At 69.4% G+C, this 21,362-nt stretch carries 22 protein-coding genes; 17 read left to right on the top strand and 5 right to left on the bottom strand.

Translation table 11 applies throughout. The annotated features are described in order from the left end of the window. Positions 1 to 17: 17 nt before the first annotated feature. On the bottom strand, positions 18 to 1,766 hold the full coding sequence (locus HFL01S_RS13930) for a SulP family inorganic anion transporter (RefSeq protein ID WP_066259495.1): 1,749 nt from the start codon (positions 1,764 to 1,766) through the stop codon (positions 18 to 20). Between the two features lie 114 nt (positions 1,767 to 1,880). Here HFL01S_RS13930 and HFL01S_RS13935 point away from each other — a divergent pair, with 114 nt between their 5' ends. The 4 genes from HFL01S_RS13935 (at position 1,881) to HFL01S_RS13950 (ending at position 6,608) form a co-directional block, all read left to right on the top strand. Next, on the top strand, positions 1,881 to 2,855 hold the full coding sequence (locus tag HFL01S_RS13935; RefSeq protein ID WP_066259497.1) for a LysR family transcriptional regulator: 975 nt from the start codon (positions 1,881 to 1,883) through the stop codon (positions 2,853 to 2,855). A 105-nt stretch (positions 2,856 to 2,960) separates the two neighbouring features. Beyond that, on the top strand, positions 2,961 to 4,376 hold the full coding sequence (gene tcuA, locus HFL01S_RS13940; protein WP_066259498.1) for an FAD-dependent tricarballylate dehydrogenase TcuA: 1,416 nt from the start codon (positions 2,961 to 2,963) through the stop codon (positions 4,374 to 4,376). Next, positions 4,363 to 5,544, top strand: a complete 1,182-nt coding sequence (gene tcuB / locus HFL01S_RS13945; RefSeq protein ID WP_066259500.1) for a tricarballylate utilization 4Fe-4S protein TcuB — start codon at positions 4,363 to 4,365, stop codon at positions 5,542 to 5,544. Before tcuA ends, tcuB begins: the two co-directional genes overlap by 14 nt. 86 nt (positions 5,545 to 5,630) lie before the next feature. Continuing rightward, a complete protein-coding gene (locus tag HFL01S_RS13950; RefSeq protein ID WP_066259511.1) occupies positions 5,631 to 6,608 on the top strand; it encodes a Bug family tripartite tricarboxylate transporter substrate binding protein in 978 nt (325 codons plus the stop codon). Between the two features lie 21 nt (positions 6,609 to 6,629). Here HFL01S_RS13950 and mnmA read toward each other — a convergent pair whose 3' ends face one another. Then, positions 6,630 to 7,751, bottom strand: coding sequence for a tRNA 2-thiouridine(34) synthase MnmA (gene mnmA, locus HFL01S_RS13955; protein ID WP_066259516.1), 1,122 nt, complete (start codon positions 7,749 to 7,751; stop codon positions 6,630 to 6,632). Between the two features lie 148 nt (positions 7,752 to 7,899). On the opposite strand from mnmA, the gene HFL01S_RS13960 reads away from it, so the two are divergent. The 11 genes from HFL01S_RS13960 to HFL01S_RS14010 all read left to right on the top strand — a co-directional run bounded on the left by HFL01S_RS13960 (position 7,900) and on the right by HFL01S_RS14010 (position 16,219). Further along, positions 7,900 to 8,721 carry a dioxygenase family protein gene (locus HFL01S_RS13960; protein WP_066259517.1) on the top strand — a complete coding sequence of 274 codons (822 nt, stop codon included), beginning with the start codon at positions 7,900 to 7,902 and terminating at the stop codon, positions 8,719 to 8,721. Positions 8,722 to 8,735: 14 nt separating this feature from the next. Continuing rightward, positions 8,736 to 9,380 carry an esterase gene (gene ypfH / locus HFL01S_RS13965; protein WP_066259524.1) on the top strand — a complete coding sequence of 215 codons (645 nt, stop codon included), beginning with the start codon at positions 8,736 to 8,738 and terminating at the stop codon, positions 9,378 to 9,380. Further along, positions 9,377 to 9,841, top strand: coding sequence for a hypothetical protein (locus HFL01S_RS13970; RefSeq protein ID WP_066259528.1), 465 nt, complete (start codon positions 9,377 to 9,379; stop codon positions 9,839 to 9,841). The genes ypfH and HFL01S_RS13970 overlap by 4 nt, the downstream gene beginning before the upstream one ends. Positions 9,842 to 9,994: 153 nt before the next feature. Further along, positions 9,995 to 11,059, top strand: a complete 1,065-nt coding sequence (locus HFL01S_RS13975) for an extracellular solute-binding protein (protein ID WP_066259533.1) — start codon at positions 9,995 to 9,997, stop codon at positions 11,057 to 11,059. Positions 11,060 to 11,063: 4 nt separating this feature from the next. Further along, complete coding sequence (locus HFL01S_RS13980) at positions 11,064 to 12,200, top strand: ABC transporter ATP-binding protein (protein ID WP_066259534.1); 1,137 nt, start codon at positions 11,064 to 11,066, stop codon at positions 12,198 to 12,200. Between the two features lie 5 nt (positions 12,201 to 12,205). Beyond that, on the top strand, positions 12,206 to 13,075 hold the full coding sequence (locus HFL01S_RS13985) for an ABC transporter permease (RefSeq protein ID WP_066259536.1): 870 nt from the start codon (positions 12,206 to 12,208) through the stop codon (positions 13,073 to 13,075). Position 13,076: 1 nt separating this feature from the next. After that, on the top strand, positions 13,077 to 13,946 hold the full coding sequence (locus tag HFL01S_RS13990) for an ABC transporter permease (RefSeq protein WP_066259538.1): 870 nt from the start codon (positions 13,077 to 13,079) through the stop codon (positions 13,944 to 13,946). Positions 13,947 to 14,086: 140 nt separating this feature from the next. Continuing rightward, a complete protein-coding gene (locus HFL01S_RS13995; RefSeq protein WP_066157162.1) occupies positions 14,087 to 14,344 on the top strand; it encodes a PepSY domain-containing protein in 258 nt (85 codons plus the stop codon). Between the two features lie 13 nt (positions 14,345 to 14,357). Further along, positions 14,358 to 14,897 carry a cytochrome b/b6 domain-containing protein gene (locus tag HFL01S_RS14000; protein WP_066259541.1) on the top strand — a complete coding sequence of 180 codons (540 nt, stop codon included), beginning with the start codon at positions 14,358 to 14,360 and terminating at the stop codon, positions 14,895 to 14,897. Between the two features lie 22 nt (positions 14,898 to 14,919). After that, the gene (gene arfB, locus HFL01S_RS14005) at positions 14,920 to 15,321 is read left to right on the top strand and encodes an alternative ribosome rescue aminoacyl-tRNA hydrolase ArfB (protein WP_066259547.1); all 402 of its coding nucleotides are present in this window, start codon (positions 14,920 to 14,922) and stop codon (positions 15,319 to 15,321) included. Positions 15,322 to 15,475: 154 nt separating this feature from the next. Next, positions 15,476 to 16,219, top strand: coding sequence for a hemerythrin domain-containing protein (locus tag HFL01S_RS14010; RefSeq protein ID WP_066259549.1), 744 nt, complete (start codon positions 15,476 to 15,478; stop codon positions 16,217 to 16,219). 15 nt (positions 16,220 to 16,234) lie between these two features. On the opposite strand, the gene HFL01S_RS14015 is transcribed toward HFL01S_RS14010, so the two are convergent. The 3 genes from HFL01S_RS14015 to HFL01S_RS14025 all read right to left on the bottom strand — a co-directional run bounded on the left by HFL01S_RS14015 (position 16,235) and on the right by HFL01S_RS14025 (position 18,656). Next, entirely contained in the window at positions 16,235 to 17,590 is a 1,356-nt protein-coding gene (locus HFL01S_RS14015) for a GAF domain-containing protein (RefSeq protein ID WP_066259550.1), read from the bottom strand. Then, the gene (locus HFL01S_RS14020) at positions 17,587 to 18,087 is read right to left on the bottom strand and encodes a hypothetical protein (RefSeq protein ID WP_245644815.1); all 501 of its coding nucleotides are present in this window, start codon (positions 18,085 to 18,087) and stop codon (positions 17,587 to 17,589) included. The genes HFL01S_RS14015 and HFL01S_RS14020 overlap by 4 nt, the downstream gene beginning before the upstream one ends. An 86-nt stretch (positions 18,088 to 18,173) precedes the next feature. Continuing rightward, positions 18,174 to 18,656, bottom strand: coding sequence for an NUDIX hydrolase (locus HFL01S_RS14025; protein WP_066259553.1), 483 nt, complete (start codon positions 18,654 to 18,656; stop codon positions 18,174 to 18,176). Positions 18,657 to 18,942: 286 nt separating this feature from the next. Here HFL01S_RS14025 and HFL01S_RS14030 point away from each other — a divergent pair, with 286 nt between their 5' ends. After that, positions 18,943 to 19,683, top strand: a complete 741-nt coding sequence (locus HFL01S_RS14030; RefSeq protein WP_157538875.1) for a hypothetical protein — start codon at positions 18,943 to 18,945, stop codon at positions 19,681 to 19,683. A 46-nt stretch (positions 19,684 to 19,729) separates the two neighbouring features. Then, positions 19,730 to 21,352 (top strand): Re/Si-specific NAD(P)(+) transhydrogenase subunit alpha, encoded by a 1,623-nt coding sequence (locus HFL01S_RS14035; RefSeq protein WP_066259557.1) that lies wholly within the window; start codon positions 19,730 to 19,732, stop codon positions 21,350 to 21,352. The last annotated feature ends 10 nt before the right edge of the window (positions 21,353 to 21,362 follow it).

Raw genomic sequence — 21,362 nt, forward strand, 5'->3', positions numbered from 1 at the left:
GGCCGGGGCGCCTGGGCTCAGATCTGCGCCGCGGGGTCCTGCGCCGGCTCGTCCAGCGCGCTGATGGCCTGGTGGTGGGTGAGGAACACCTGCCCCGAGAGCCGCTCCAGGAAGTCGCTGCGGTGCAGGCGGTCCATCACCGGCCCCTTCACCTCGCTCAGGTGCAGCTGCACGCCGGCGTCCTGCAGGTTGCGGTGGATGCTGCGCAGGCTCTCCAGCGCGCTGGCGTCGATGTCGTTCACCGCGGTGCACTGCAGCACCACGTGGCGCACGCCGGGGTGGGCGGCCAGCTCGGCGGTGATGCGGTCTTCCAGGTGGCGCGCGTTGGCAAAGAACAGGCTCTCGTCCACCCGCAGGCCCAGGATGTGCGGGCGCGTCACCACCTGGTGGCGCAGCACATTGCGGTAGTGCTCGGTGCCGGGCACGTTGCCCACCACGGCGATGTGCGGGCGGCTGCTGCGCCAGATGTGCAGCGCCAGCGAGGCGATCACGCCGACGGTCAGGCCGGTGACCAGGTCGACCAGCAGCGTGACGGAGAAGGTCAGGGCCTGGGCCGCGAAGTCGGCGCGCGCGTAGCGCCAGTTCAGCGGGAAGCTGCGGAAGTCGATCAGCGAGCCCAGCGAGATCAGGATGGTCGCGGCCAGTACGGCCATGGGCAGGTCGTGCAGCCAGGGCGTGAGGAACAGGGCCGTGAAGGCCAGCAGCACCGCGGTGATGATGCCGGCCGCGGGGGTGCGGCCACCGCTCTCGGCCACCACCGAGGTGCGCGAGAAGCTCGCACCGACCGCGAAGGCACCGGTCAGGCCGGCCGCCAGGTTGGCGCCACCCATGGCCCGCATCTCGGCGTTCACGTCGATGCGCTCGCGCCGTCTGGCGGCCATGCCCTGGGCGATGGAGATCTGTTCGATGAAGGTCATCACCGCGATCAGCAGGGCCGGCACCATCAGCGCCCGCACGGTGGCGGACGGCAGCTCCAGCAGTGGCGCCAGCACCAGGCTGGGCAGGCCCTGCGGAATGTCGCCCACCACCGCCAGCCCCTGCTGCGGCCAGCCCAGGGCGGTGGTCAGCGCGATGGACAGCAGGATCACCAGCAGCGGCGAGGCCTTGCCCGCCAGGTCCGCCGCCACCGCCGGCACGCCGACGCCGCGCAGCAGCGGCTTGAGCCAGCGCCGGGCCGCCCACAGCGCCGCCAGCGCGCCCAGGCCCACGGCCAGGGTGAGGCCATGGACCTCGCCGAAATGGGCGGCCAGGCTGCGGGCAAAGCTGGGCACATCGTCGCCGCTCAGGGGCATGCCCAGCACGTGCTTGATCTGACTCATGCCGATCAGCAGGCCCGAGGCGGTGATGAAGCCCGAGAGCACCGGCTGGCTCAGGAAGCTGGCCATGAAGCCCATGCGCAGCGCGCCCATCACCAGCAGCGCCACGCCCACCATCACCGCCAGCACCGCGCTCGCGGCGATGAAGTCGGCCCCGCCGGCGCTCACCACCGTGCCCACCGTCGCGAACGACATGATCGAGCGCAGCGCCGAGGGGCCGGGGCCGAGCACCGTGCTGCTGCCCATGAGCGCGTAGACGACCATGGGCACGATGCTGGCGTACAGCCCGGTGACCGGCGGCATGCCGGCCAGCATGGCGTAGGCCAGGCTCTGCGGGATCAGCAGCAGCGTGACGACGGCTGAGGCCGTCAGGTCGGCGGCCAGCAGCGGGCGGTCGTAGGTCCGGCCCCAGCGGAGGATGGGGAACCAGTCGGTCAGGGGCAGGCGCATGCGGGTGGGCGGGACGGGTGGTGGAGACGCCATTTTCAGGGACGACCGATAAACTGGCGGCCACCCCGAACCCCGCGCCGCCCCGGCGGGCGGACCACCACCACAGGCCACCCCATGGAACTGCGTCAGCTGCGCTACTTCGTGCGCATCGTCGAGCTGGGCTCGATGAGCCGCGCCGCGATCGAACTGGACGTGGTGCAGTCGGCCCTGAGCCAGCAGATCACGCGGCTGGAGAGCGAGCTTTCCACCCGTCTGCTCAACCGCACGCCGCGCGGTGTGGCGCCCACCGAGGCGGGCGTGGCTTTCTTCCGCGAGGCGCAGCTGACCCTGCGCCACGCCGAGCAGGCCACGCGGGCCGCGCAGCAGGCACGGCTCTCGGGCTCGGTCTCGGTGGGGCTGGCGCCCACCACCTCGGCGGTGCTGGGCCTGCCGCTCGTGCAGGCCATGCGCGAGCGCTACCCCGACGTGCGCCTGCACATGGTGGAGAGCATGTCGGGCCACCTCACGGCCATGCTGAATGCGCGCCAGCTCGATCTGGCCGTGCTGTTCGATACCCGGCTGCACCAGACGCGGCAGGACGGGGGCGGGCGCGGCTGGAGCGTGATGCCGCTGCTGGAGGAAGACCTGTTCCTGGTGCAGCGCGCGGGCACGCCGCACCTGCCGGCCGAGATCGCCATCGCCGACCTGGCCGAGGTGCCGCTGATCCTGCCCACCGGGCCGCACGGTCTGCGCAGCACACTGGACACGGCCTTTGCGGGCGCGGGCATTTCGCCGCGCGTGGTGCTGGAGGTGGATTCGCTGGCCATGGTGATGGCCGCGGTGGACGCCGGCCTGGGTGCCACGCTGCAGCCCTGGGCGGCACTGGGCCGCTACCCGGACGCGGCGCAGCGCTTCCAGTGCGCGCGCATCACCGACGCCCCGGCGCGCCGTGTGAACCTGCTGTGCAGCCTGTCGGACGACGAGCTGTCACCGGCCGCGCTGGCCGCGCGCGTGGTGCTCAAGGACTGCGTGCGCACGCTGCTGGGAGAAGGCCGCTGGTCCGGCGCCACGGCCTTGGCGGCATTGCCAGACACCCATCACATCCCGTGATACCCCCATGACGCGGGCCCGCTGCACAGCGGGCGGCTGTCTTCCTACATTCCCTCCTGCGCCGGATGCATTCCGGCGCCCCACGAGCGAACACGAAGGAGACCCATGTCAACGGACCCCGATGTCCTGGTGATCGGTGGCGGCAACGCCGCCCTGTGCGCCGCCCTGATGGCGCGCGAAGCCGGCGCCAGCGTGCTGCTGCTCGAAGCCGCGCCGCGCGAATGGCGCGGCGGCAATTCCGCCCACACCCGCAACCTGCGCTGCATGCACGACGCGCCGCAGGACGTGCTGGTCGACGCCTACCCCGAAGAGGAGTTCTGGCAGGACCTGCTCAAGGTCACCGGCGGCAAGACCAGCGAGGCCCTGGCCCGGCTGGTGATCCGCGCCTCGGCCACCTGCAGGCCCTGGATGGTGCGCCACGGCGTGCGCTTCCAGCCCTCGCTCTCGGGCGCGCTGCACACCGCGCGCACCAACGCCTTCTTCATGGGGGGTGGCAAGGCCCTGGTCAACGCCTACTTCCGCAGCGCCGAGCGCCTGGGCGTGCAGGTGCGCTACGAGGCACCGGTGGACCGCATCGAGATGGACGGCGACCGCTTCGTGGCCGCCTGGGTCAAGGGCGAGCGCATCACCGCGCGCAGCTGCGTGCTGGCGGCCGGCGGCTTCGAGTCGAACCGCGACTGGCTGCGCGAGGCCTGGGGCCAGAACGCCCGCGGCGAGTGGCCGTCGGACAACTTCCTGATCCGCGGCACGCGCTTCAACCAGGGTGTGTTGCTGCGCCACCTGCTCGACGACCACGGCGCCGACGGCATCGGCGACCCGACGCAGGCGCACATGGTCGCCATCGACGCGCGGGCGCCGCTGTACGACGGCGGCATCTGCACCCGCATCGACTGCGTGTCGCTGGGCGTGGTGGTGAACCGCGAGGCGCGCCGCTTCTACGACGAGGGCGAGGACTTCTGGCCCAAGCGCTACGCCATCTGGGGCCGCCTGGTGGCGCAGCAGCCCGGCCAGGTGGGTTTTTCCATCATCGACGCCAAGGCCATCGGCCGCTTCATGCCGCCGGTGTTCGACGGCGTGCAGGCCGACACCCTGCCCGAGCTGGCGCGCAAGCTCGGCCTCGACGAAACCACCTTCATGCAGACCCTGAACGACTACAACGCCGCCTGCCGCGTCGGCAGTTTCGACCACACCGCGCTGGACGACTGCCACACCGAGGGCGTGGCGCCCGCCAAGACGCACTGGGCCCGGCCCATCGACACCGCGCCCTTCTACGGCTACATGCTCAAGCCCGGCGTCACCTTCACCTACCTGGGCCTCAAGACCGACGCCACCGCGGCGGTGCACTTCGGCGGCCGTGCCAGCCCCAACCTGTTCGTGGCTGGCGAAATGATGGCCGGCAACGTGCTGGGGCAGGGCTACACCGCGGGCGTGGGCATGAGCATCGGCACCGCCTTCGGCCGCATCGCCGGCACCCAGGCCGCGCAGGCTGTGTTGAAGGGAGCGCGCCATGCACACGCTTGAAGCCCTGGCCCGCGACGCGAGCGCCCTGGCCCGGGGCGAGGTCGTGCTGTCCGCGCCCGAAACCGAGGTCGCGCGCCAGCTGCAGATCTGCAACGCCTGCCGCTACTGCGAAGGCTTCTGCGCCGTGTTCCCGGCCATGACGCGCCGGCTCGAATTCGGCAAGGCCGACATCCACTTCCTGGCCAACCTCTGTCACAACTGCGGCGCCTGCCTGCACGCCTGCCAGTACGCGCCGCCGCACGAGTTCGCGGTGAACGTGCCGCAGGCCATGGCGCAGGTGCGCGGCCAGACCTATGTGGACTACGCCTGGCCACCGGCGCTGGGCCGGCTCTACCAGCGCCAGGGCCTCACGCTGTCACTGGCGCTGGCCGCCGGGCTGGCGCTGTTCCTGGTGCTGGCCGTGGTGCTGCAGGGGCAGGGCCTGGGTGCGCTGTGGAGCGCGCCGGGCAGCGACTTCTATGGCCTGTTCCCGCACAACCTGCTGGTGGGCCTGTTCGCGCCGGTGTTTCTGTTCGCCACGCTGGCGCTGGGCCTGGGCGTGCGCCGCTTCTGGCGCGAGGTCACGCCCGCCACCAGCGGTGCGCCGCTGTCGGCCCCCGCCACGGCCGAGGCGACCGGTGCCGTGCTGCGCCTGAAGTACCTGGACGGCGGCCACGGCGACGGCTGCCACAACGAGGACGACGCCCACACGCTGGCGCGCCGCCGCTACCACCACCTCACCTTCTACGGCTTCCTGCTGTGCTTCGCCGCCACCAGCGTGGGCACGCTCTACCACTACCTGCTGGACCTGCCCGCGCCCTACGACCTGCCCAGCCTGCCCAAGCTGCTGGGCGCCGTGGGCGGCCTGAGCCTGGCCATCGGCACGGCGGGCCTGTGGCGGCTGAACCTGCGCCGCCACCCACTGCACGGCGATGCTGCGCAGAAGCCCATGGACCGCGGCTTCATCGCCCTGCTGTTCCTCACCGCCACCAGCGGCCTGGCCCTGTGGGCCGCGCGCGGCACCCCCGCCCTGGCGCTGACGCTGTGCCTGCACCTGGGCGCGGTGATGGCCCTGTTCGCCACCATGCCCTACGGCAAGTTCGGCCACGGCATCTTCCGCACCGCCGCGCTGCTGCGCCACGCGGTGGAAAAGCGCCTGCCCAGCCCCATCGGTCTCGGCGCTGACTGAACCGGCGCCGCGTTCCCTCGCTGCGGCGGGTCCGCAGCGGCCACCCCATCCCTTCCACCCACGAACCTCACCGAGGAGACCTTGCCATGCACAAACGAGCCTTCCTGCGCACCACCGCGCTCACCCTGTCCGGCCTGCTGCTGGGCGGCCTGGCCCAGGCCCAGGACTTCCCGCCGTCCAAGCCCGTCACCCTGGTGGTCGGCTTCGCGGCCGGCGGCGCCGCCGACTCGGCAGCGCGCCTGATCGCCAAGAAGTTGGGCGAGAACATCGGCCAGTCGGTGATCGTGGAGAACAAGGGCGGTGCGGGCGGCAACATCGCGCACCAGTACGTCGCCAAGGCCGCACCCGACGGCTCGGTGCTGCTGTTCGGCTCGGTCGGGCCGCTGACCATCGCTCCGCACCTGATGAAGCTGGCCTACGACCCCTTCACCGATCTGGCGCCCATCTCGGGCGGCGTCAACTTCCCCAACGTGCTCGTGGTGCACAAGGGCGTGGGCGTGAAGACGCTGGCCGAGTTCGTGCAGCTGGAAAAGAAGAAACCCGGCAGCGTGGACTACGCCTCCACCGGCCCCGGTTCGGCCTCGCACCTGGCGGGTGAGCTGTTCAACCAGCGCGCCGCCATCGACATGGTCCACGTGCCCTACAAGGGCGGCGCGCCCGCGCTGCAGGACCTGCTGGGTGGCCGCATCGCCGCCTACTTCTCGGCGCCGCCCACGGCCATGCCGCACATCGAGAGCGGCAAGCTGGTGCCGCTGGCCACCACCGGCCCCACGCGACCGGCCTACCTGCCCAACATCCCCACCGTGGCCGAGGCCGGCTACCCGGGTTTCGAGGCGCTGAACTGGTACGCCTTCGTGGCCCCGGGCAAAACCCCGGTGCCGCTGCTGGACCGCTGGAACCAGGAGATCGTGAAGGTGCTGAACGACCCGGGCGTGAAAGAGGCCCTGATGCACCACGGGCTGACGCCCCAGCCCACCACGCGCGCCGACTTCGCGGCCTTCATGAAGAAGGAATCCGCCCAGTGGGCCGCGACCATCCAGGCCCGCAAGATCACGGCGGACTGACGACGCCGCGGGCCGCCGCGCTCAGGGGGCGTTCGCGGCCTCAGTGTGGATCACGCCACCGCCCAGGCAGACCTCGCCGTCGTACAGCACGGCGCTCTGGCCCGGCGTCACCGCCCACTGCGGGTCGGCAAAGCGCAGCGTGAAGCCGGTGTCGTCCACGGCCAGCGAGCAGGGCGCGTCGCTCTGGCGGTAGCGCGTCTTGGCGGCGATCTGCGTGGTGATGGGCGCCTCGCCCGCCACCCAGCTCACATCCTCGGCGCGCAGGCTGGGCGCCAGCAGCCAGGGGTGGTCGTGGCCCTGCACCACCCAGAGGATGTTCTTTGCCACGTCCTTGCGCGCGACAAACCAGGGCTCGTGCTCGTTGCCGCCTTTCTGCGCACCCTTCTCGCGGATGCCGCCGATGCCCAGGCCCTGGCGCTGGCCCAGCGTGTAGAAACTCAGGCCCACATGCTGGCCGATGGTGCGGCCGCTCGGGTCCTTGATGGGGCCTGGCTCCTTGGCGATGTAGCGGTTGAGGAAGTCGCGGAACGGCCGCTCTCCGATGAAGCAGATGCCGGTGCTGTCCTTCTTCTTCGCATTGGGCAGGCCGATCTCGGCCGCGATGCGGCGCACCTCGGTCTTGGGCAGCTCGCCCACCGGGAACAGGGTCTTGGAGAGTTGCGCCTGGTTCAACCGGTGCAGGAAATAGCTCTGGTCCTTCAGCGGGTCCAGGCCCTTGAGCAGTTCGTGCTTTCCCGTCGATTCGTTGAGGCGCACGCTGGCGTAGTGGCCGGTGGCGATCTTCTCGGCGCCCAGGCGCATGGCGTGGTCCAGGAAGGCCTTGAACTTGATCTCGGCATTGCAGAGGATGTCGGGGTTGGGTGTGCGCCCGGCCTGGTACTCGCGCAGGAACTCGGCGAACACGCGGTCCTTGTACTCGGCCGCGAAGTTGACGTGTTCGATCTCGATGCCCAGCACGTCGGCCACCGAGGCCGCGTCCACGAAGTCGATGTTGGACGAACAGTATTCGCTGTTGTCGTCGTCCTCCCAGTTCTTCATGAAGATGCCGATGACTTCGTAACCCTGCTCCTTGAGCAGGTGCGCGCTCACCGCGGAGTCCACGCCCCCGCTCAACCCGACCACCACACGTTGCTTGTTCGCCATGGGGTGGATTATCCCAGCCGGTGTTGGCGCGGACCCCGGCTTCAAAAAATTGAAACGTGACCGGCGAGGGCATCGAACGATGGCGGCCATTCGCAGACCTACAGTGATCCCATGCCGGCGCACCGGCGCCGCCCACCAGGAATCCACCATGTCCACCCGCCTGCCCACGCTCTTCATCTCCCACGGTTCGCCCACCTTCGCCATCGAACCGGGCCAGGCCGGTCCGGCGCTGACCGCGCTGGGCCAGACCCTGCCGCGGCCCAGGGCCATCCTCATCGTCTCGCCGCACTGGATGACGCGCGAGCCGCGCGTGGCCACCACGCCGCGGCCGCAGACCATCCACGACTTCGGCGGCTTCCCGCCCGCGCTCTACCAGCTGAACTACCCCGCGCCCGGCGCACCCGACGTGGCGCAGCGCGCCATCGAGCTGCTGCGCGCCGCCGGTTATGCGGCCGAGGCCGACACGCAATGGGGCCTGGACCACGGCGCCTGGGTGCCGCTGATGCACCTGCTGCCCGATGCCGACGTGCCGGTGTTCCAGGCCTCGCTGCCCGCGCGGCTGGACGGCGAGCGCGCCTACGCCTACGGCCAGGCGCTGGCGCCGCTGGCCGAGGAAGGCGTGCTGGTGATCGGCTCCGGCAGCCTGACGCACAACCTCTACGAGGTGCGCTTCGACGCGCCCGATGCAAACGCCGAGACCTACGCGCTCGAGTTCGCGCACTGGATCAATGGCGTGGTGACCGGCCGCGACCACGCGCGCCTGCAGCAGACCATGGCCATCGCGCCGCACGCCCAGCGCGCCCACCCGACGGCCGAACACCTGTGGCCGCTGATGGTGGCCGCCGGTGCGGCGGGCGCCGAGGTGCCGGCCACGCGCATCGAAGGCGGCATCACGCACGGTGTGCTGTCGATGGACGCCTTCCAGTTTGGCGACATCCCAGTCGACACACCCGACGCGGTGGCGGCGTGAGCAGGGAGACCCACATGAACACCCGCACCGAAGCGCCCACGGGCGACCTTGTCCTGCACCGCCCCACGGCGCCCGCGCGCCAGCTGGTGCTGCTGTTCCACGGCGTGGGTGCGAGCCCCGAGGGCTTCGAGCCCCTGGGCCCCGCGCTGGCGCGCGACGACCGCTGGGTGGTCGCGGTGCGCTCGCCGTTCGAGTCCGGCTTCGGCGCCGGCTGGCAGTGGTTTTCGGTGCAGGTCGTGACGGAGGCCAACCGCGCCGAGCGCATCTCGGCGGTCATGCCGCGCTTTGCCGAGACCGTGCGGCGCTGGCAGGCGCACACCGGGCTGGGCGCCGCGCAGACCGTGCTCGCCGGCTTCTCGCAGGGCGCGATCATGTCGCTCGAATCGACGCAGGCGGGCGAGCCGCTGGCCGCGCGGGTGGTGGCGATGTCGGGGCGCTTCGCAGTGCCGCCGCAGACCGCACCGGCGGGCGTGGCTTTCCGTTTCATCCACGGCACACAGGACCCGGTGATCCCGGCGGCGTTCAGTTCGCAGGGCGCGCAGCAGCTGCAGGCTCTGGGCGCCGATGCCCGGGCCGACCTGCTGCCCGGGCTCGCACACGGCATCGACCCGCGCGCCCTGGCGCTGCTGGCCCGTGCGCTGGACGAGGCCGCGCCGTGAACACTGCCGACACCAGTCCGCGGCTCGCGCTGGACATCGGGGCGCACGAGACCATGATCACCGCCGCCGCCGGCACCACCTGGACCCTGCCCGTGGGCACGGCCTCGCTGTGGCCGTTGTCGGGGAACGGGCCCTCGGCGCTGGCGGTGGAGAACGCCATCCAGACCGTGGAGGACGCGATCGAGCGCATCGCGGCCCAGGTGCCGCGCGGCGCGCACATGGTGCTGAGCGGGCGCAGTTTGGCGCCGCTGCAACGCGGCGGTGCCATTGCCGCGCTGGCGCAGGGGTCCATTGGGCTGGACGGCATCGAGCGCGAGTACCAGTGGCTGGCCGCGCGCGCGGTGGGGGCGCCCTCGGCGCGTGGCACGGGTTTCGACGATGCCGCAGGGGACGCGGTGCTGCTGATCCTACGCGAACTGATGCACCACCTGGGGGTGCGGTCGCTGCACGGGCCGGACTGAATCCACGCACGCCGTGGCGCGCTGTCACGGGACTTTCACGTGCTTGACATACGCTGGGCTTTGCCGGATTCTGCGTTGCGCTGTTTCCGCCACGTCGGCCGCAATCCCGCGGCCGCGGTTCATGTTTTCGTCATCCACACTGAAAGCACACCCATGAAGAACAAGATCTCCCGCGTGGCCCTGGCCGCGCTGCTGCTGACCGTTGGCGCCGCCCATGCCCAGGACAAGACCCTCCGCCTGATCACCTGGGCCGACTACGTGCCCAAGGACGTGATGGAACAGTTCACCAAGGAGACCGGCATCAAGGTCGAGGTGACGCTCTCGAACAACGAGGAAATGATTTCCAAGCTGCGCGCCACCGCCGGTGCCGGCTTCGACCTGGCCCAGCCCAGCCAGGACCGCATCGCCGGCCCGCAGGCCGAGTTCGGCATCTACAAGCCGATGGACCTGTCCAAGATCAAGTCCGAGCAGTTCATTCCCTCGATGCTCGAAGCCACCCGCCTGAACACCACCGTGGGCGGCAAGGTCTACGCCGTGCCGCACATCTGGGGCACCGACGGTCTGGTGGTGAACACCAAGACCTCCAAGGCAGCCGACTACACCGACCTGTGTGCGGCCGAGAACGCCGGCAAGGTCAGCATGCGCCTGAAGCGCCCGACCCTGATCGCCTTTGCCTTCTCCATGGGCAAGAACCCGTTCGCGCTGTACAGCGACGCCAAGGCCTACGGCGCGCTGATGGACGACGTGGGCAAGGCACTGACCGAGTGCAAGAAGAACGTGAAGTTCTACTGGGACGGCAAGGACCAGCTGCTGGCCGGCATGCGCTCGGGCGAGCTGACCACGGCCATGATGTGGGACACCGGCGGCTGGGGCCTGAACAAGACCAACCCGGACATCAAGTTCGTCGCGCCCAAGTCCGGCGCGCTGGGCTGGGTCGACACCTTCGCCCTGCCGGCCAAGGGCAAGAACGACGAGGCCGCCTACGCCTGGATCAACTTCAACATGCGCCCCGAAATCGCCGCCAAGGTCGCCACGTCGGCCGGCAACTTCACCGCCGCCAAGGGTGGTGATGCCGGCATGGACCCGGTGCTCAAGAAGCAGTTCGCCGACAGCTTCCCCGAGGCCGCGCTGAAGAACATCAAGTGGTACCCGGCCGTGCCCGCCGGCATCGAGGACATCGAAGGCCGCGTGCTCGACCGCATCAAGGCCGCCAAGTAAGCCGATGACCATCGCCCCCGCCGTGACCGCTGCCAGCGCAGCGGACCGCGCGGGCGCCTACGACCTGCAGATCCAGACCGTCCGCAAGCGCTATGGCGCGTTTGCGGCGGTCGACGATCTGAGCTTCGGCGTCCGTTCTGGTTCCTTCTTCTCCATCCTCGGGCCTTCGGGCTGTGGCAAGACCACACTGCTGCGCATGATCGCGGGCTTCATCGCGCCCGATGCCGGCGACATCGTGATCAAGGGCCAGTCCATGAATGGTGTGCCGCCCAACCGGCGGCCGGTGAACATGGTGTTCCAGCATCTGGCGCTGTTCCCGATGATGACCGTGGGCGAGAACATCGCCTACGGACTGGAGCGGCGGGGTGTGAAGGGTTCGACGGCGAAGGCCAAGGTCACCGACATGCTGCGGCGCGTCGGCCTGCCGGGCAGCGAGGGCAAGCGCATCGACCAGCTCTCGGGCGGGCAGAAGCAGCGCGTGGCGATCGCGCGCTCGCTGGTGCTGGAGCCGGCGCTGCTGCTGCTGGACGAGCCGCTGGGCGCACTCGACCTGAAGCTGCGCGAGCACATGAAAGTCGAGTTGAAACAGCTGCAGGCCGAGGTGGGCACCACCTTCGTCTACATCACGCACGACCAGAGCGAAGCGCTGGTCATGTCCGACCAGGTCGCGGTGATGAACCACGGGCGCTTCGAGCAGCTCGGTTCGCCGCAAGACCTGTATTACCAGCCGCAGACCGCGTTCGTCGCCGGTTTTGTCGGCCACAACAACCGCATCGAAGGCCAGATCGAGACCCGCAACGGCGACCAGGTGCTGCTGCGCACCGGCGCGGGCCTGGGCCTGTGGGCGCAGCGCGTCGGCGCGGTGGACCAGGGCCAGACGGCCAGCCTGTTCATCCGGCCCGAGGCTATCGAGATCGGGCGCAACCCGCGCGAGCTGCCGGCGGGCGAACCCGCCTGGGGCGCGACCGTGCAGGCGGTGCTGTTCGACGGTGGCAACTCCACCGTGCAGGTGCAGGAAGCGCGCACCGGCGCGCCGCTGCAGATCGCGCTGCCGCTGACCGGCCGCCTGGCCGACCTGCGGGCCGGCGAGACGGTTCATTTCTCGTACCAGCCAGCGCAGGCCTGGTGCTTCGCGGCCTGAGCGGCATGGACGTCGCGACCCACCGCCGCTGGATGCTGCTTTTCCTGCTCGCGCCAGCGCTGCTGTGGCTGGGCGGGCTGGTGGTGCTGCCGCACGTCGAGCCGGCCCTGCTGTCGCTGCAGGCCCGCGTGGGGCCGGGCCAGTACGCGGCCAGCCTGGACCAGTACCGCACCTTCGTCGACGAGCCGCTGTACTGGAACACCTTCGTGCGCACGGCCGTGATGTCGGTGCTGGCGACGCTGTTCACGCTATTGCTCGCCTTTCCCGCCGCCTGGTACATCGCCAAGGTCGCCAAGGGGCGGCTGAAGATGGTGATGCTGGTGTTGTGCCTGCTGCCCTTCTGGGTCAGCGAGATGGTGCGCACCCTGGGCTGGCTGATCCTGCTGCGCGAGACCGGCGTGGTCTCGGGCCTGCTGCAGGCGACCGGCCTTGCGAACCAGCCGGTCGAGCTGCTGTACCACGACGCCACCATCCTGGTGGGCCTGGTCTACGCCTCGCTGCTGTTCATGGTGATCCCGCTGGTCAACAGTCTGGAGAGCCTGGACGACAGCCTGATCGAGGCGGCCTACGACCTCGGCGGCAGCATCGCCAACATCGTGCGCCGCATCGTCATCCCGCACGCCGCCCCGGGCATCGCCGCCGGCTCCATCGTGGTCTTCATGCTCTGCCTGGGCAACTACCTCACGCCCACGCTGCTGGGCGGCAAGGACTCGCTCTGGTTCACCGAGCAGATCTACACCCAGTTCATCACCCGCTTCAACTGGAACCAGGGCGCGGCCTTCGGCTTCCTGTTGCTGTTCCTCTCCAGCCTGCTGGTGTGGGCAGGACTCAAACTGACGGGGCAGCGTTTCGGCGCGGTCATGAAGGCGAGCTGACATGATTCCCAGCCTTCCAAGACCTGCTTCACAGCGCTACGGCCTCGCCGCTTTCGTCGGCGTGTTTTTTGTCTTCCTGTTCGTGCCGCTGGTGGTGGTGGCGGTGTTCGCGTTCAACAACGCCGACTACCCGACGCCGCCCTGGATGGGTTTCACGCTCGACTGGTTCTTCGCCGACAGCGACAGCCGCACCGGCCTGCTGCACGACGCCGAGCTGCTCAAGGCCATCGGCGTGAGCGCCTGGGTGGCGCTCTGGGTGACGGTCCTGTCGGTGGTGGTCGGCACCTGCAACGCCTTCCTGCTGGAACGCTTCGAGTTCCCGGGCAAGAGCGCGGTGGCGCTGCTGTCCATGGTGCCGCTGGTGATTCCGGGCGTGATCCTGGGCATCTCCATCCTCGCTTTCGCCAGCCGCATCGCCAACTTTGCCGACGCCACCTGGGGGCTCGAACTCGACTTCCTGCGTCCCGGCCTGCCGCTGGTGATCCTGGGCCAGTTCAGCTACATCGTCACTATCGCCACGCTGACCATCTCGGCCAGCCTGCGCCGCTTCGACCGCACGCTCGAAGAGGCTGCGCTCAACCTCGGCGCCAGCCGCGCGGCGGTGCTCTGGACCATCACGCTGCCCTACCTGCGGCCCAGCATGATCGGCGCCGCGGCCATGGCCTTCCTGATGTCGTTCGAGAACTTCAACACCACGCTGATGCTGGTGGGCTCGGACGCGCCGCTGACGGTGCTGATGTACGGCCGCATGCGCGAGGGCGCGACGCCGGTGCTCAACGCCGTCAGCCTGTTCCTGATGGTGGCCTCGGCGCTGCTGGCGGTGCTGCTGATGTGGCGCAGCGCCCGCGCTCCGCGCCCCGAATCCGCCTGAGGCGCGGCGGAGGCCGCACCCGAGAGCCGTCACACAGACGGTCACACAATCACACAGCCCATTTAAGGTCGAGCTAATCCGGCGCCGTTTCAATGCCCTCACCAGCACGTGCTGGGATGCTATTGAAAAGGATGTTTCCGATGAAATCGATTGCTGTCGCCGCCCTCATGGTCGCCGTCTCCGGTGTTGCTCTGGCCGGCCCCAAGTGCGAACAACCCAAGGAAAAGTGGATGCCCGAAGCCCAGTTCAAGAAGGGCCTGGAAGACAAGGGCTACCAGATCAAGACCTTCAAGGTCTCCAAGGGCGAGTGCTACGAGATCTATGGCTTTGACAAGGCCGGCAAGAAGGTCGAGATCTACTTCGACCCCGTGACCGCCGCCGTGCTCGAAACCAAGTAATTCCATTGACGCGATGAAGACCCCTGCGCTCTCCGAGCCCAGCCGCCCGGTCTGGGACCTGTTTGTCCGTGTCTTTCACTGGACCCTGGTCAGCACCGTGCTGCTCAATCAGTTCGTGCTCGAGGAGGGCGAAACGCCCCACGAGTGGGCCGGCTATCTGGCCGCTGCACTCGTGGTCGCGCGGATCGTCTGGGGCTTCATCGGTTCGCGCCATGCGCGTTTCTCCGACTTTTTCCCGACGCCGTCCCGGCTGCTGCGGCATGTCCAGGCGATGCGTGCGGGCCACCCCGAACACCACTGGGGCCACAACCCGCTGGGTGCCCTGATGATGTTCCTGCTCATGGGCCTCGTGATCGCGCTTGGCATCACGGGTTGGATGCAGGGCACCGACGCTTACTTCGGTGAAGAGTGGCTGCAGGAGCTGCACGAGGTGCTGGCCCACGCGCTGCTGATCTCGGCCGGCCTGCACGCCGCCTCCGCCATCGTGATGGGGCGCATCGAGCGCACCCGCCTGGTCAAGGCGATGGTCACGGGCGTCAAAGAGCGCTACTGAGCGTGGCACACTGCGCCGCACCATGCTGCGCATCGCTCCTTCCGAAGTGGAATTCACCGCCATCCGTGCCCAGGGTGCGGGCGGGCAGAACGTCAACAAGGTCTCCAACGCCGTGCACCTGCGCTTCGATGTGGCCGCGTCTTCGCTGCCCGAGGCGGTGAAAGCGCGGCTGCTCGCGCACGGCGACCAGCGCATCACCGAACAGGGCGTGATCGTCATCAAGGCCCAGACCAGCCGCAGCCTGGAACAGAACAAGGCCGACGCGCTGGCGCGGCTGCAGGCGCTGGTGAACGCCGCCGCCCACGTGCCCAAGGCGCGCAAGGCCACTCGGCCCACGCTGGCGTCGAAGCAGCGCCGCCTGGCCGGCAAGGCCAGCCGGGCGCAGATCAAGCAGGGGCGCGGTCGGGTGAGCGGTTCTGAGTGAATCGGCGCGCTTAAGGTCTTTTTAGGATGTTCTTAAGCGCTATTTAGCAGCGCGTCCGGGCACGGATTTTTAGACTTTCTTCCCATGGCAGGCAACGCATGGGGCGCTGTCGCCAGGCAGCAAAAGCGGACCCGGTCCGCACAAGGAAGTCATCATGAAATTCACCCAACAGGAAATGAAACAGCTGGCCGAAGCCAGCCAGGCCGCCGGTCGCGAGGACCTGTACGCCGGCATCCACAAGGCGCTGCGCGCCGTCATGGCCGAGTGCCTGCTGGCGGTCGGTCGCGCCGACCCGACCGACCCGCAGGACGTGACCGACGCCGGGGCCCGCGTCTGCGCGCTGATGGACCTGTGCGTGTCCCACGTGCACCACGAGAACAACTTCGTGCACCCCGCCATCGAGGCGCGCACGGCGGGCCTCAGCGCCGACGTGGCGCAGGAGCACCTGGACCACCTGCAGCACATCGCCCACCTGCGGGCAGCGGCGCAGCGCCTGGACACGCTGGACGCCGCGCAACGGTCAGGTGCCCTGCACACGCTGTACCTCGACCTCTCGCTGTTCGTGGCCGAGAACCTGCGGCACATGCATGTGGAAGAAACCGAACACAACGCAGCCCTGTGGTGCGCCTACACCGACGACGAGCTGCGCGCGATCCACGGCGCGCTGGTGGCGACCATCCCGCCGGGCGAGATGATGCAGGTGATGCGCTGGATGCTGCCGCAGATGAACGCGCCCGAGCGGCTGTCGGTGCTGGGCGGCATGCGCCAGGAAGCGCCGGAGCCGGTGTTCCGCGCGGTGCTCGATGTCGTGCAGCCGCACCTGTCGCCGCGCGACTGGGCCAAGCTGAGCGCCGGGCTGGGCCTGCCGGCGGTGCCGGGGCTGGTGGAAGCGGTGTGAGAGAGCGGTCGACCTTCAGGCCTGCACGGTCTGGAGGTGGACCGCGGCCCCCACCTGCAGGCGGAAGCGCCCGCGGCCGGTCTTCTCGATGCGCAGCGCCGGGCACTGCTCCTGCAGGCGGCGCGCGAGCAGCAGCAGCCGCGCTTCCAGGTTGTCCGCCACGTCGGGCAGGCCCAGCTCGGGGTCGAGCCGCAGTTCGCGGTTGCAGAACTCCTGGCGGCCGTCGCGGCGGTGCACCTGCAGCAGCTTCCAGAGGATGGCGCCGGCCACGCCCTTGATGAGGTACGCGTTGTTGATGAAGACGCTGTGGTTGGCCGGGTAGTAGCGCACCTGCAGGTCCGGTCCCCGCGGCGGCGCCACGGCCGGCTCGGGGGCGACACCCTCGGTGTGTTCGCCCGCCTCCGGCATTTCCTGCAGCCGGTCGATGGCCGCGGCCAGCTGGCCCGCCAGCGTGACCAGCAGGTCCTCGTCCTCGAAGTTGAAGCGCAGGTCCTGCGGGCTTTCGACGAACAACACACCCAGCACCCGGTCGCCCGAGCGCAGCGGCACCGCCAGCTGGCTGTGCGGCTCGGGCAGCCCGGGGTAGGGGATCTCGGTCATGTCCTCCGGCGCCAGGCCCCGGTCTTGGAGGCCGCTGCGCACCGCCTGGCTGTAGAGGTAGGCGCTGGTCATGTGCGTGATGCGCACCGGCGTGCCTTCACGGGCGGCCACGCCGATGACGCCATCGCCCAGCGCGATCTCCGATCCCACGCCCGAGGTGGCGTAGCCGCGGCTGGCCACGGTGTAGAGGCGCAGCGTGGCGGGGTCGGCGATCAGCACCATCGCGTGGGCGATGTCCATGTCGTGTTCGAGCGTCCGCAGCGTGGCCTCCAGCGCATCGTCTAGCGTGGTGGCGCGGGCCAGCCGCTCGCTGCCGCGGCGCAGCGCGCCCAGCAGGCTGCAGCGCGGCGCGTCGCCAGGCAGCGGCTCGCCGGCCACCCGCTCGATGTCGAGCACCTCGTAGATGTCGGAGCCGCGCAGCACGAAGACGCTGGCCATGCCGCTGTGCGAGGCGATGCCCGCCAGCTGCGCCTTCATGCTCTCGAACACCGGGCCACCGGTTTCGGTGCGCAGGTAGCGCAGGTGCAGCCGGTAGAACTGCGCCGTCACCGGGTGCAGCAGCAGCACGGTGGCGCGCGGGTGCTCCAGGATGTTGCGGCGCGTCTTGTTGAAGAACTGGAACGACAGCGCCACATGCCGCTCGTCCACATGGAACACCTGCGAGATGTAGGCCACGTTGGGCGTGCCGTCGGCCGCCGTGGTGGCCATGATGGCCGGGATGGCCCCTTCGAAACAGGGCCGCACCTCGCCCAGCGTGACCGTACCGTTCATGCCGGCCCTCCCAGCGGCTGGCCCGCCCGGGGACCGGGGGTCTGGTCGAAGGCCTGCTCGTGCGCGAAGGTGACGGCGCTCAGGTCGTCCAGCCGGTAAGCCAGCATGGCGGCGGCGAAGTCGGGGGCGAAGCCGATGCGGCCCAGCTCGCCCTGCATGGCCAGCAGATAGCGCTGCAGCGCGGGCACATCGTCGGGCGTGACCTCGCGCAGGCGCGCACTGTTCGATTTGAGCTGCACCGTGCGGTGGCTGTGGGGCTCGCTGAACACCACCGCGACGCGGCCGGTGCGCGCCACATCGCGCAGCAGCTGCGCCGACTGCGCGCGGTTGAGGAACACCGTGACCTGTTCGCCCTGCGGCCCCACCTGGCTGCCCACCGCGCGCATCAGGCTGGGTGTCAGGTCCGGACCGCAGGAACTCACGATGACCGACACGCCGCGCGCCATCATGGCCAGCAGTTCCAGTGGCAGCAGCGGGGGAGTGCCTGGGGTTTCCAAGTGGGCAGCGCCTGTGTCGGGAAAACCGTGGGTAGGAGCCGCTGATGATAGTGAGCCGCCCGTGCGCGGCCAAGTCCGGGCCGTGTTCAGCGCGCCTGGAACACGGACAGGTCGGTGTGCACCGTCTCCAGGGCGAAGCGCTGCCCCGCCAGGTGGTCCTCGATGCAGCGCAGCACCAGCGGGCTGCGGTGGCGGTCCGTGCTGGCGCGCACCTCGTCGGGCGTCATCCACAGGGTGCGCACGATGCCGGTGTCGAGCGTGCGGTGGGCATCGAAGTCGCCCAGCTCGCCGCAGTAGGCGAAGCGCAGGTAGGTGATGTCCTCACCCGTGCGCTCGCGCTGGAAGCGCGAGAGATAGATGCCCACCAGCGCGGTCGGCCGGAAGGCGAAGGCCGTCTCTTCCAATGCCTCGCGCGCCACGCCCTGTTCGGGGCTCTCGCCCGGGTCCAGGTGCCCGGCCGGGTTGTTCAGGCGCAGACCCTCGGGCGTCTCTTCCTCCACCAGCAGGTAGCGGCCCTCGCGCTCGATGATCGCGGCCACGGTGACACTGGGTTTCCATCGGGTATTCATGGCGCCATTATCCCGACCGACCGTTCGGGTGTTCCTTTGAACGGGACCTTCTGCCGCATCATGAAATTCCGCCGGAATGCGATGGGCCTCGGCACACCCGATGCTTGGTACAAACCCTTGTGCGACAAGGGCTTGCAGGTGGTGAAGGCCCGAAGGGCGTCGGTTAAGCTGGCGCGCTGCCAGGAGTGCCCGTGGACGGGTGCTGGCGCCGACCAGGGACGGCGCCGGCTGGCGACACGAACAACACCGGGCGGAGGGCCCGGCACGCACGATGGGAACCAACAAGATGTCCAGAGGAATGTGGAAGGCCGCGGTCTGCGGATGGATGCTGTGGGGGGCGGTGACCGGCCACGCGGCCGAGTTCTCGGTCGGGCGGGTGGACATCCGGTTTGCCGACGAGGGCTGGAAGGAAGTGCCGTTGCCGGATGCGACGCAGGCCTACGGGGGAGAAAAATCGGGCGCGCTGGAGGTGCAGGCCAAGTTGTTTGTCCGCGCCGAGTCCGTCCGCGAAGCGCCCGTGCTGGTCCTGGTGAGCACCAACTCGGCTGGGATGGGCGGTGGACGGGGCGGCTACATGTCCTACTCGCCCAATTGCAAGTCCGATGACCGCAACTACCGCGAAGGCAACGAGGGTTTCAAGGCCAGCTTCGCGCAGTGCCTCACCGTGATGCCGCGGTACAACGGCGCCAGTGTGATCAAGGCGCTGGCGCCCCAGCTGGAAGGCGAGCTGTTGGCCGAAGGCGCCAAGCTGCCACCGTTCTACACCGTGTGGAGCCGGCATGCGATCTCCACGGGGTCGTTCGTGGATGTGCGCGTCTTCACGTTGTTTCCGATCAGTGCCGACGGCACGGCCGCCGCGGACGCACTGCCCAAGGACGTGCCGCCTGCCCATGTGGCCTGGGGGCGCCAGCTCAAGGATGCAGTCAAGAGCAGCGTCTATTCGCTCTCTGGCCGCTTGGACATGCCACCCCTTCAGGTGGTCGCGCCACCGTCGCCGCAGCAGCCCGCCGTGGCAGACGGCGGCTGACCGGCCCTATTCTGTTTCTTGAACTTCCTGCATTGAGGACCTGCCCATGACTTCTGGCGCCCCGACCGACACCGCCGCTGCCACCCCGCAGCGCATCGGCATCCCCCGTGAAATCTTCCCTGGAGAAAAGCGCGTGGCCACCGTGCCCGACGTGGTCACCAAGCTCGCCAAGCTGGGCTTCGGCGTGGTGGTGGAGACCGGTGCCGGCGAACTGGCCGACCTGTCCGACGACGCCTACCGCGAAGCGGGCGCGTCCATCGCCGGCTCGACCGCCGAGCTGTGGAACAGCGCCGACATCGTCTTCAAGGTGCGCCCGCCGACTGCCGACGAAGTGGCGCTGATGCACGCGGGTCAGACCCTGATCGGTTTCGTCTGGCCGGCCCAGAACCCCGACCTGATGCAGCAGCTGGCGGCGAAGAAGGTCACGGTGCTGGCCATCGACTGCCTGCCGCGCACGCTCAGCCGCGCGCAGAAGATGGACGCGCTGACCTCGATGGCCGGCGTCAGCGGCTACCGCGCCGTGGTCGAGGCGGCCAACGCCTTCGGCCGCTTCTTCAACGGCCAGATCACGGCCGCGGGCAAGGTGCCACCGGCCAAGGTGTTCATCGCCGGTGCAGGGGTGGCGGGTCTCGCCGCCATCGGTGCGGCCGCCAGCCTGGGCGCTATCGTGCGCGCCAACGACACGCGCGCCGAGGTGGCCGACCAGGTGGTCTCCCTCGGTGGCGAGTTCGTGAAGGTCGACTACGAAGAAGAAGGCTCGGGCGGCGGCGGCTACGCCAAGGTCATGAGCGAAGGCTTCCAGGCGGCGCAGCGCGAGATGTACGCCAAGCAGGCGCGCGAGGTGGACATCATCATCACCACCGCGCTGATCCCGGGCAAGCCGGCGCCCAAGCTGATCACCGCCGAGATGGTGCGCAGCATGAAGCCCGGCAGCGTGATCGTCGACATGGCGGCCGAGCAGGGCGGCAACTGCGAACTCACCGAGCCCGGCAAGGCCGTGGTGAAGCACGGTGTGACCATCGTCGGCTACACCGACCTGGCCTCGCGCATGGCGCGCCAGTCGTCCACGCTCTACGGCACCAACCTGTTCCGCCTGACCGAAGAGCTGTGCAAGACCAAGGACGGCGTGATCAACGTCAACATGGCCGACGACGCGATCCGCGGCCTGACCGTGATCAAGGACGGCGAGGTCACCTGGCCCGCACCGCCCATCGCGGCTGCACCCAAGCCGCCGGCCAAACCCGCCGCGGCCATGCCCAAAGCACCCGCCCATGGACATGGCCCTGGCGAGCCGATGTCGGCCAAGTCCCTGGCCATCGTGTTCGGTGTCGGCGCGCTGCTGTTCGCGCTGGTGGGCATGTACGCGCCGGCCTCCTTCCTGTCGCACTTCACGGTGTTCGTGCTGGCCTGCTTCGTGGGCTACATGGTGGTGTGGAACGTCACGCCCAGCCTGCACACGCCGCTGATGAGCGTGACCAACGCTATCAGCTCGATCATCGCCATCGGCGCGCTGATTCAGGTCGCGCCGCCGCTGGATGCGGCCGGTGCCGCCGACCGGCCCAACACCCTGATCCTGGGCTGCGCGGTGGTGGCGCTGGTGCTCACGGCAATCAATATGTTCGGCGGCTTTGCCGTCACGCGCCGCATGCTGGCGATGTTCCGCAAATAACAAGAAAGAG

Origin of the sequence: Hydrogenophaga flava NBRC 102514, from assembly GCF_001571145.1 — a bacterium.
GTDB classification, from domain to species: Bacteria; Pseudomonadota; Gammaproteobacteria; order Burkholderiales; family Burkholderiaceae_C; genus Hydrogenophaga; species Hydrogenophaga flava.

What these genes read in the sequence shown, in the direction of transcription:
- HFL01S_RS14015 (WP_066259550.1), bottom strand. Translation starts at nt 17,590, where the DNA reads ATGAACGGTACGGTCACGCTGGGCGAGGTGCGGCCCTGTTTCGAAGGG.
- tcuA (WP_066259498.1), top strand. Translation starts at nt 2,961, where the DNA reads ATGTCAACGGACCCCGATGTCCTGGTGATCGGTGGCGGCAACGCCGCC.
- HFL01S_RS14035 (WP_066259557.1), top strand. Translation starts at nt 19,730, where the DNA reads ATGACTTCTGGCGCCCCGACCGACACCGCCGCTGCCACCCCGCAGCGC.
- HFL01S_RS13985 (WP_066259536.1), top strand. Translation starts at nt 12,206, where the DNA reads ATGGACGTCGCGACCCACCGCCGCTGGATGCTGCTTTTCCTGCTCGCG.
- arfB (WP_066259547.1), top strand. Translation starts at nt 14,920, where the DNA reads ATGCTGCGCATCGCTCCTTCCGAAGTGGAATTCACCGCCATCCGTGCC.
- HFL01S_RS13975 (WP_066259533.1), top strand. Translation starts at nt 9,995, where the DNA reads ATGAAGAACAAGATCTCCCGCGTGGCCCTGGCCGCGCTGCTGCTGACC.
- HFL01S_RS13960 (WP_066259517.1), top strand. Translation starts at nt 7,900, where the DNA reads ATGTCCACCCGCCTGCCCACGCTCTTCATCTCCCACGGTTCGCCCACC.
- ypfH (WP_066259524.1), top strand. Translation starts at nt 8,736, where the DNA reads ATGAACACCCGCACCGAAGCGCCCACGGGCGACCTTGTCCTGCACCGC.
- HFL01S_RS14010 (WP_066259549.1), top strand. Translation starts at nt 15,476, where the DNA reads ATGAAATTCACCCAACAGGAAATGAAACAGCTGGCCGAAGCCAGCCAG.
- HFL01S_RS13980 (WP_066259534.1), top strand. Translation starts at nt 11,064, where the DNA reads ATGACCATCGCCCCCGCCGTGACCGCTGCCAGCGCAGCGGACCGCGCG.
- HFL01S_RS13990 (WP_066259538.1), top strand. Translation starts at nt 13,077, where the DNA reads ATGATTCCCAGCCTTCCAAGACCTGCTTCACAGCGCTACGGCCTCGCC.
- tcuB (WP_066259500.1), top strand. Translation starts at nt 4,363, where the DNA reads ATGCACACGCTTGAAGCCCTGGCCCGCGACGCGAGCGCCCTGGCCCGG.
- HFL01S_RS14025 (WP_066259553.1), bottom strand. Translation starts at nt 18,656, where the DNA reads ATGAATACCCGATGGAAACCCAGTGTCACCGTGGCCGCGATCATCGAG.
- HFL01S_RS13995 (WP_066157162.1), top strand. Translation starts at nt 14,087, where the DNA reads ATGAAATCGATTGCTGTCGCCGCCCTCATGGTCGCCGTCTCCGGTGTT.
- mnmA (WP_066259516.1), bottom strand. Translation starts at nt 7,751, where the DNA reads ATGGCGAACAAGCAACGTGTGGTGGTCGGGTTGAGCGGGGGCGTGGAC.
- HFL01S_RS13935 (WP_066259497.1), top strand. Translation starts at nt 1,881, where the DNA reads ATGGAACTGCGTCAGCTGCGCTACTTCGTGCGCATCGTCGAGCTGGGC.
- HFL01S_RS14000 (WP_066259541.1), top strand. Translation starts at nt 14,358, where the DNA reads ATGAAGACCCCTGCGCTCTCCGAGCCCAGCCGCCCGGTCTGGGACCTG.
- HFL01S_RS13930 (WP_066259495.1), bottom strand. Translation starts at nt 1,766, where the DNA reads ATGCGCCTGCCCCTGACCGACTGGTTCCCCATCCTCCGCTGGGGCCGG.
- HFL01S_RS14030 (WP_157538875.1), top strand. Translation starts at nt 18,943, where the DNA reads ATGTCCAGAGGAATGTGGAAGGCCGCGGTCTGCGGATGGATGCTGTGG.
- HFL01S_RS13950 (WP_066259511.1), top strand. Translation starts at nt 5,631, where the DNA reads ATGCACAAACGAGCCTTCCTGCGCACCACCGCGCTCACCCTGTCCGGC.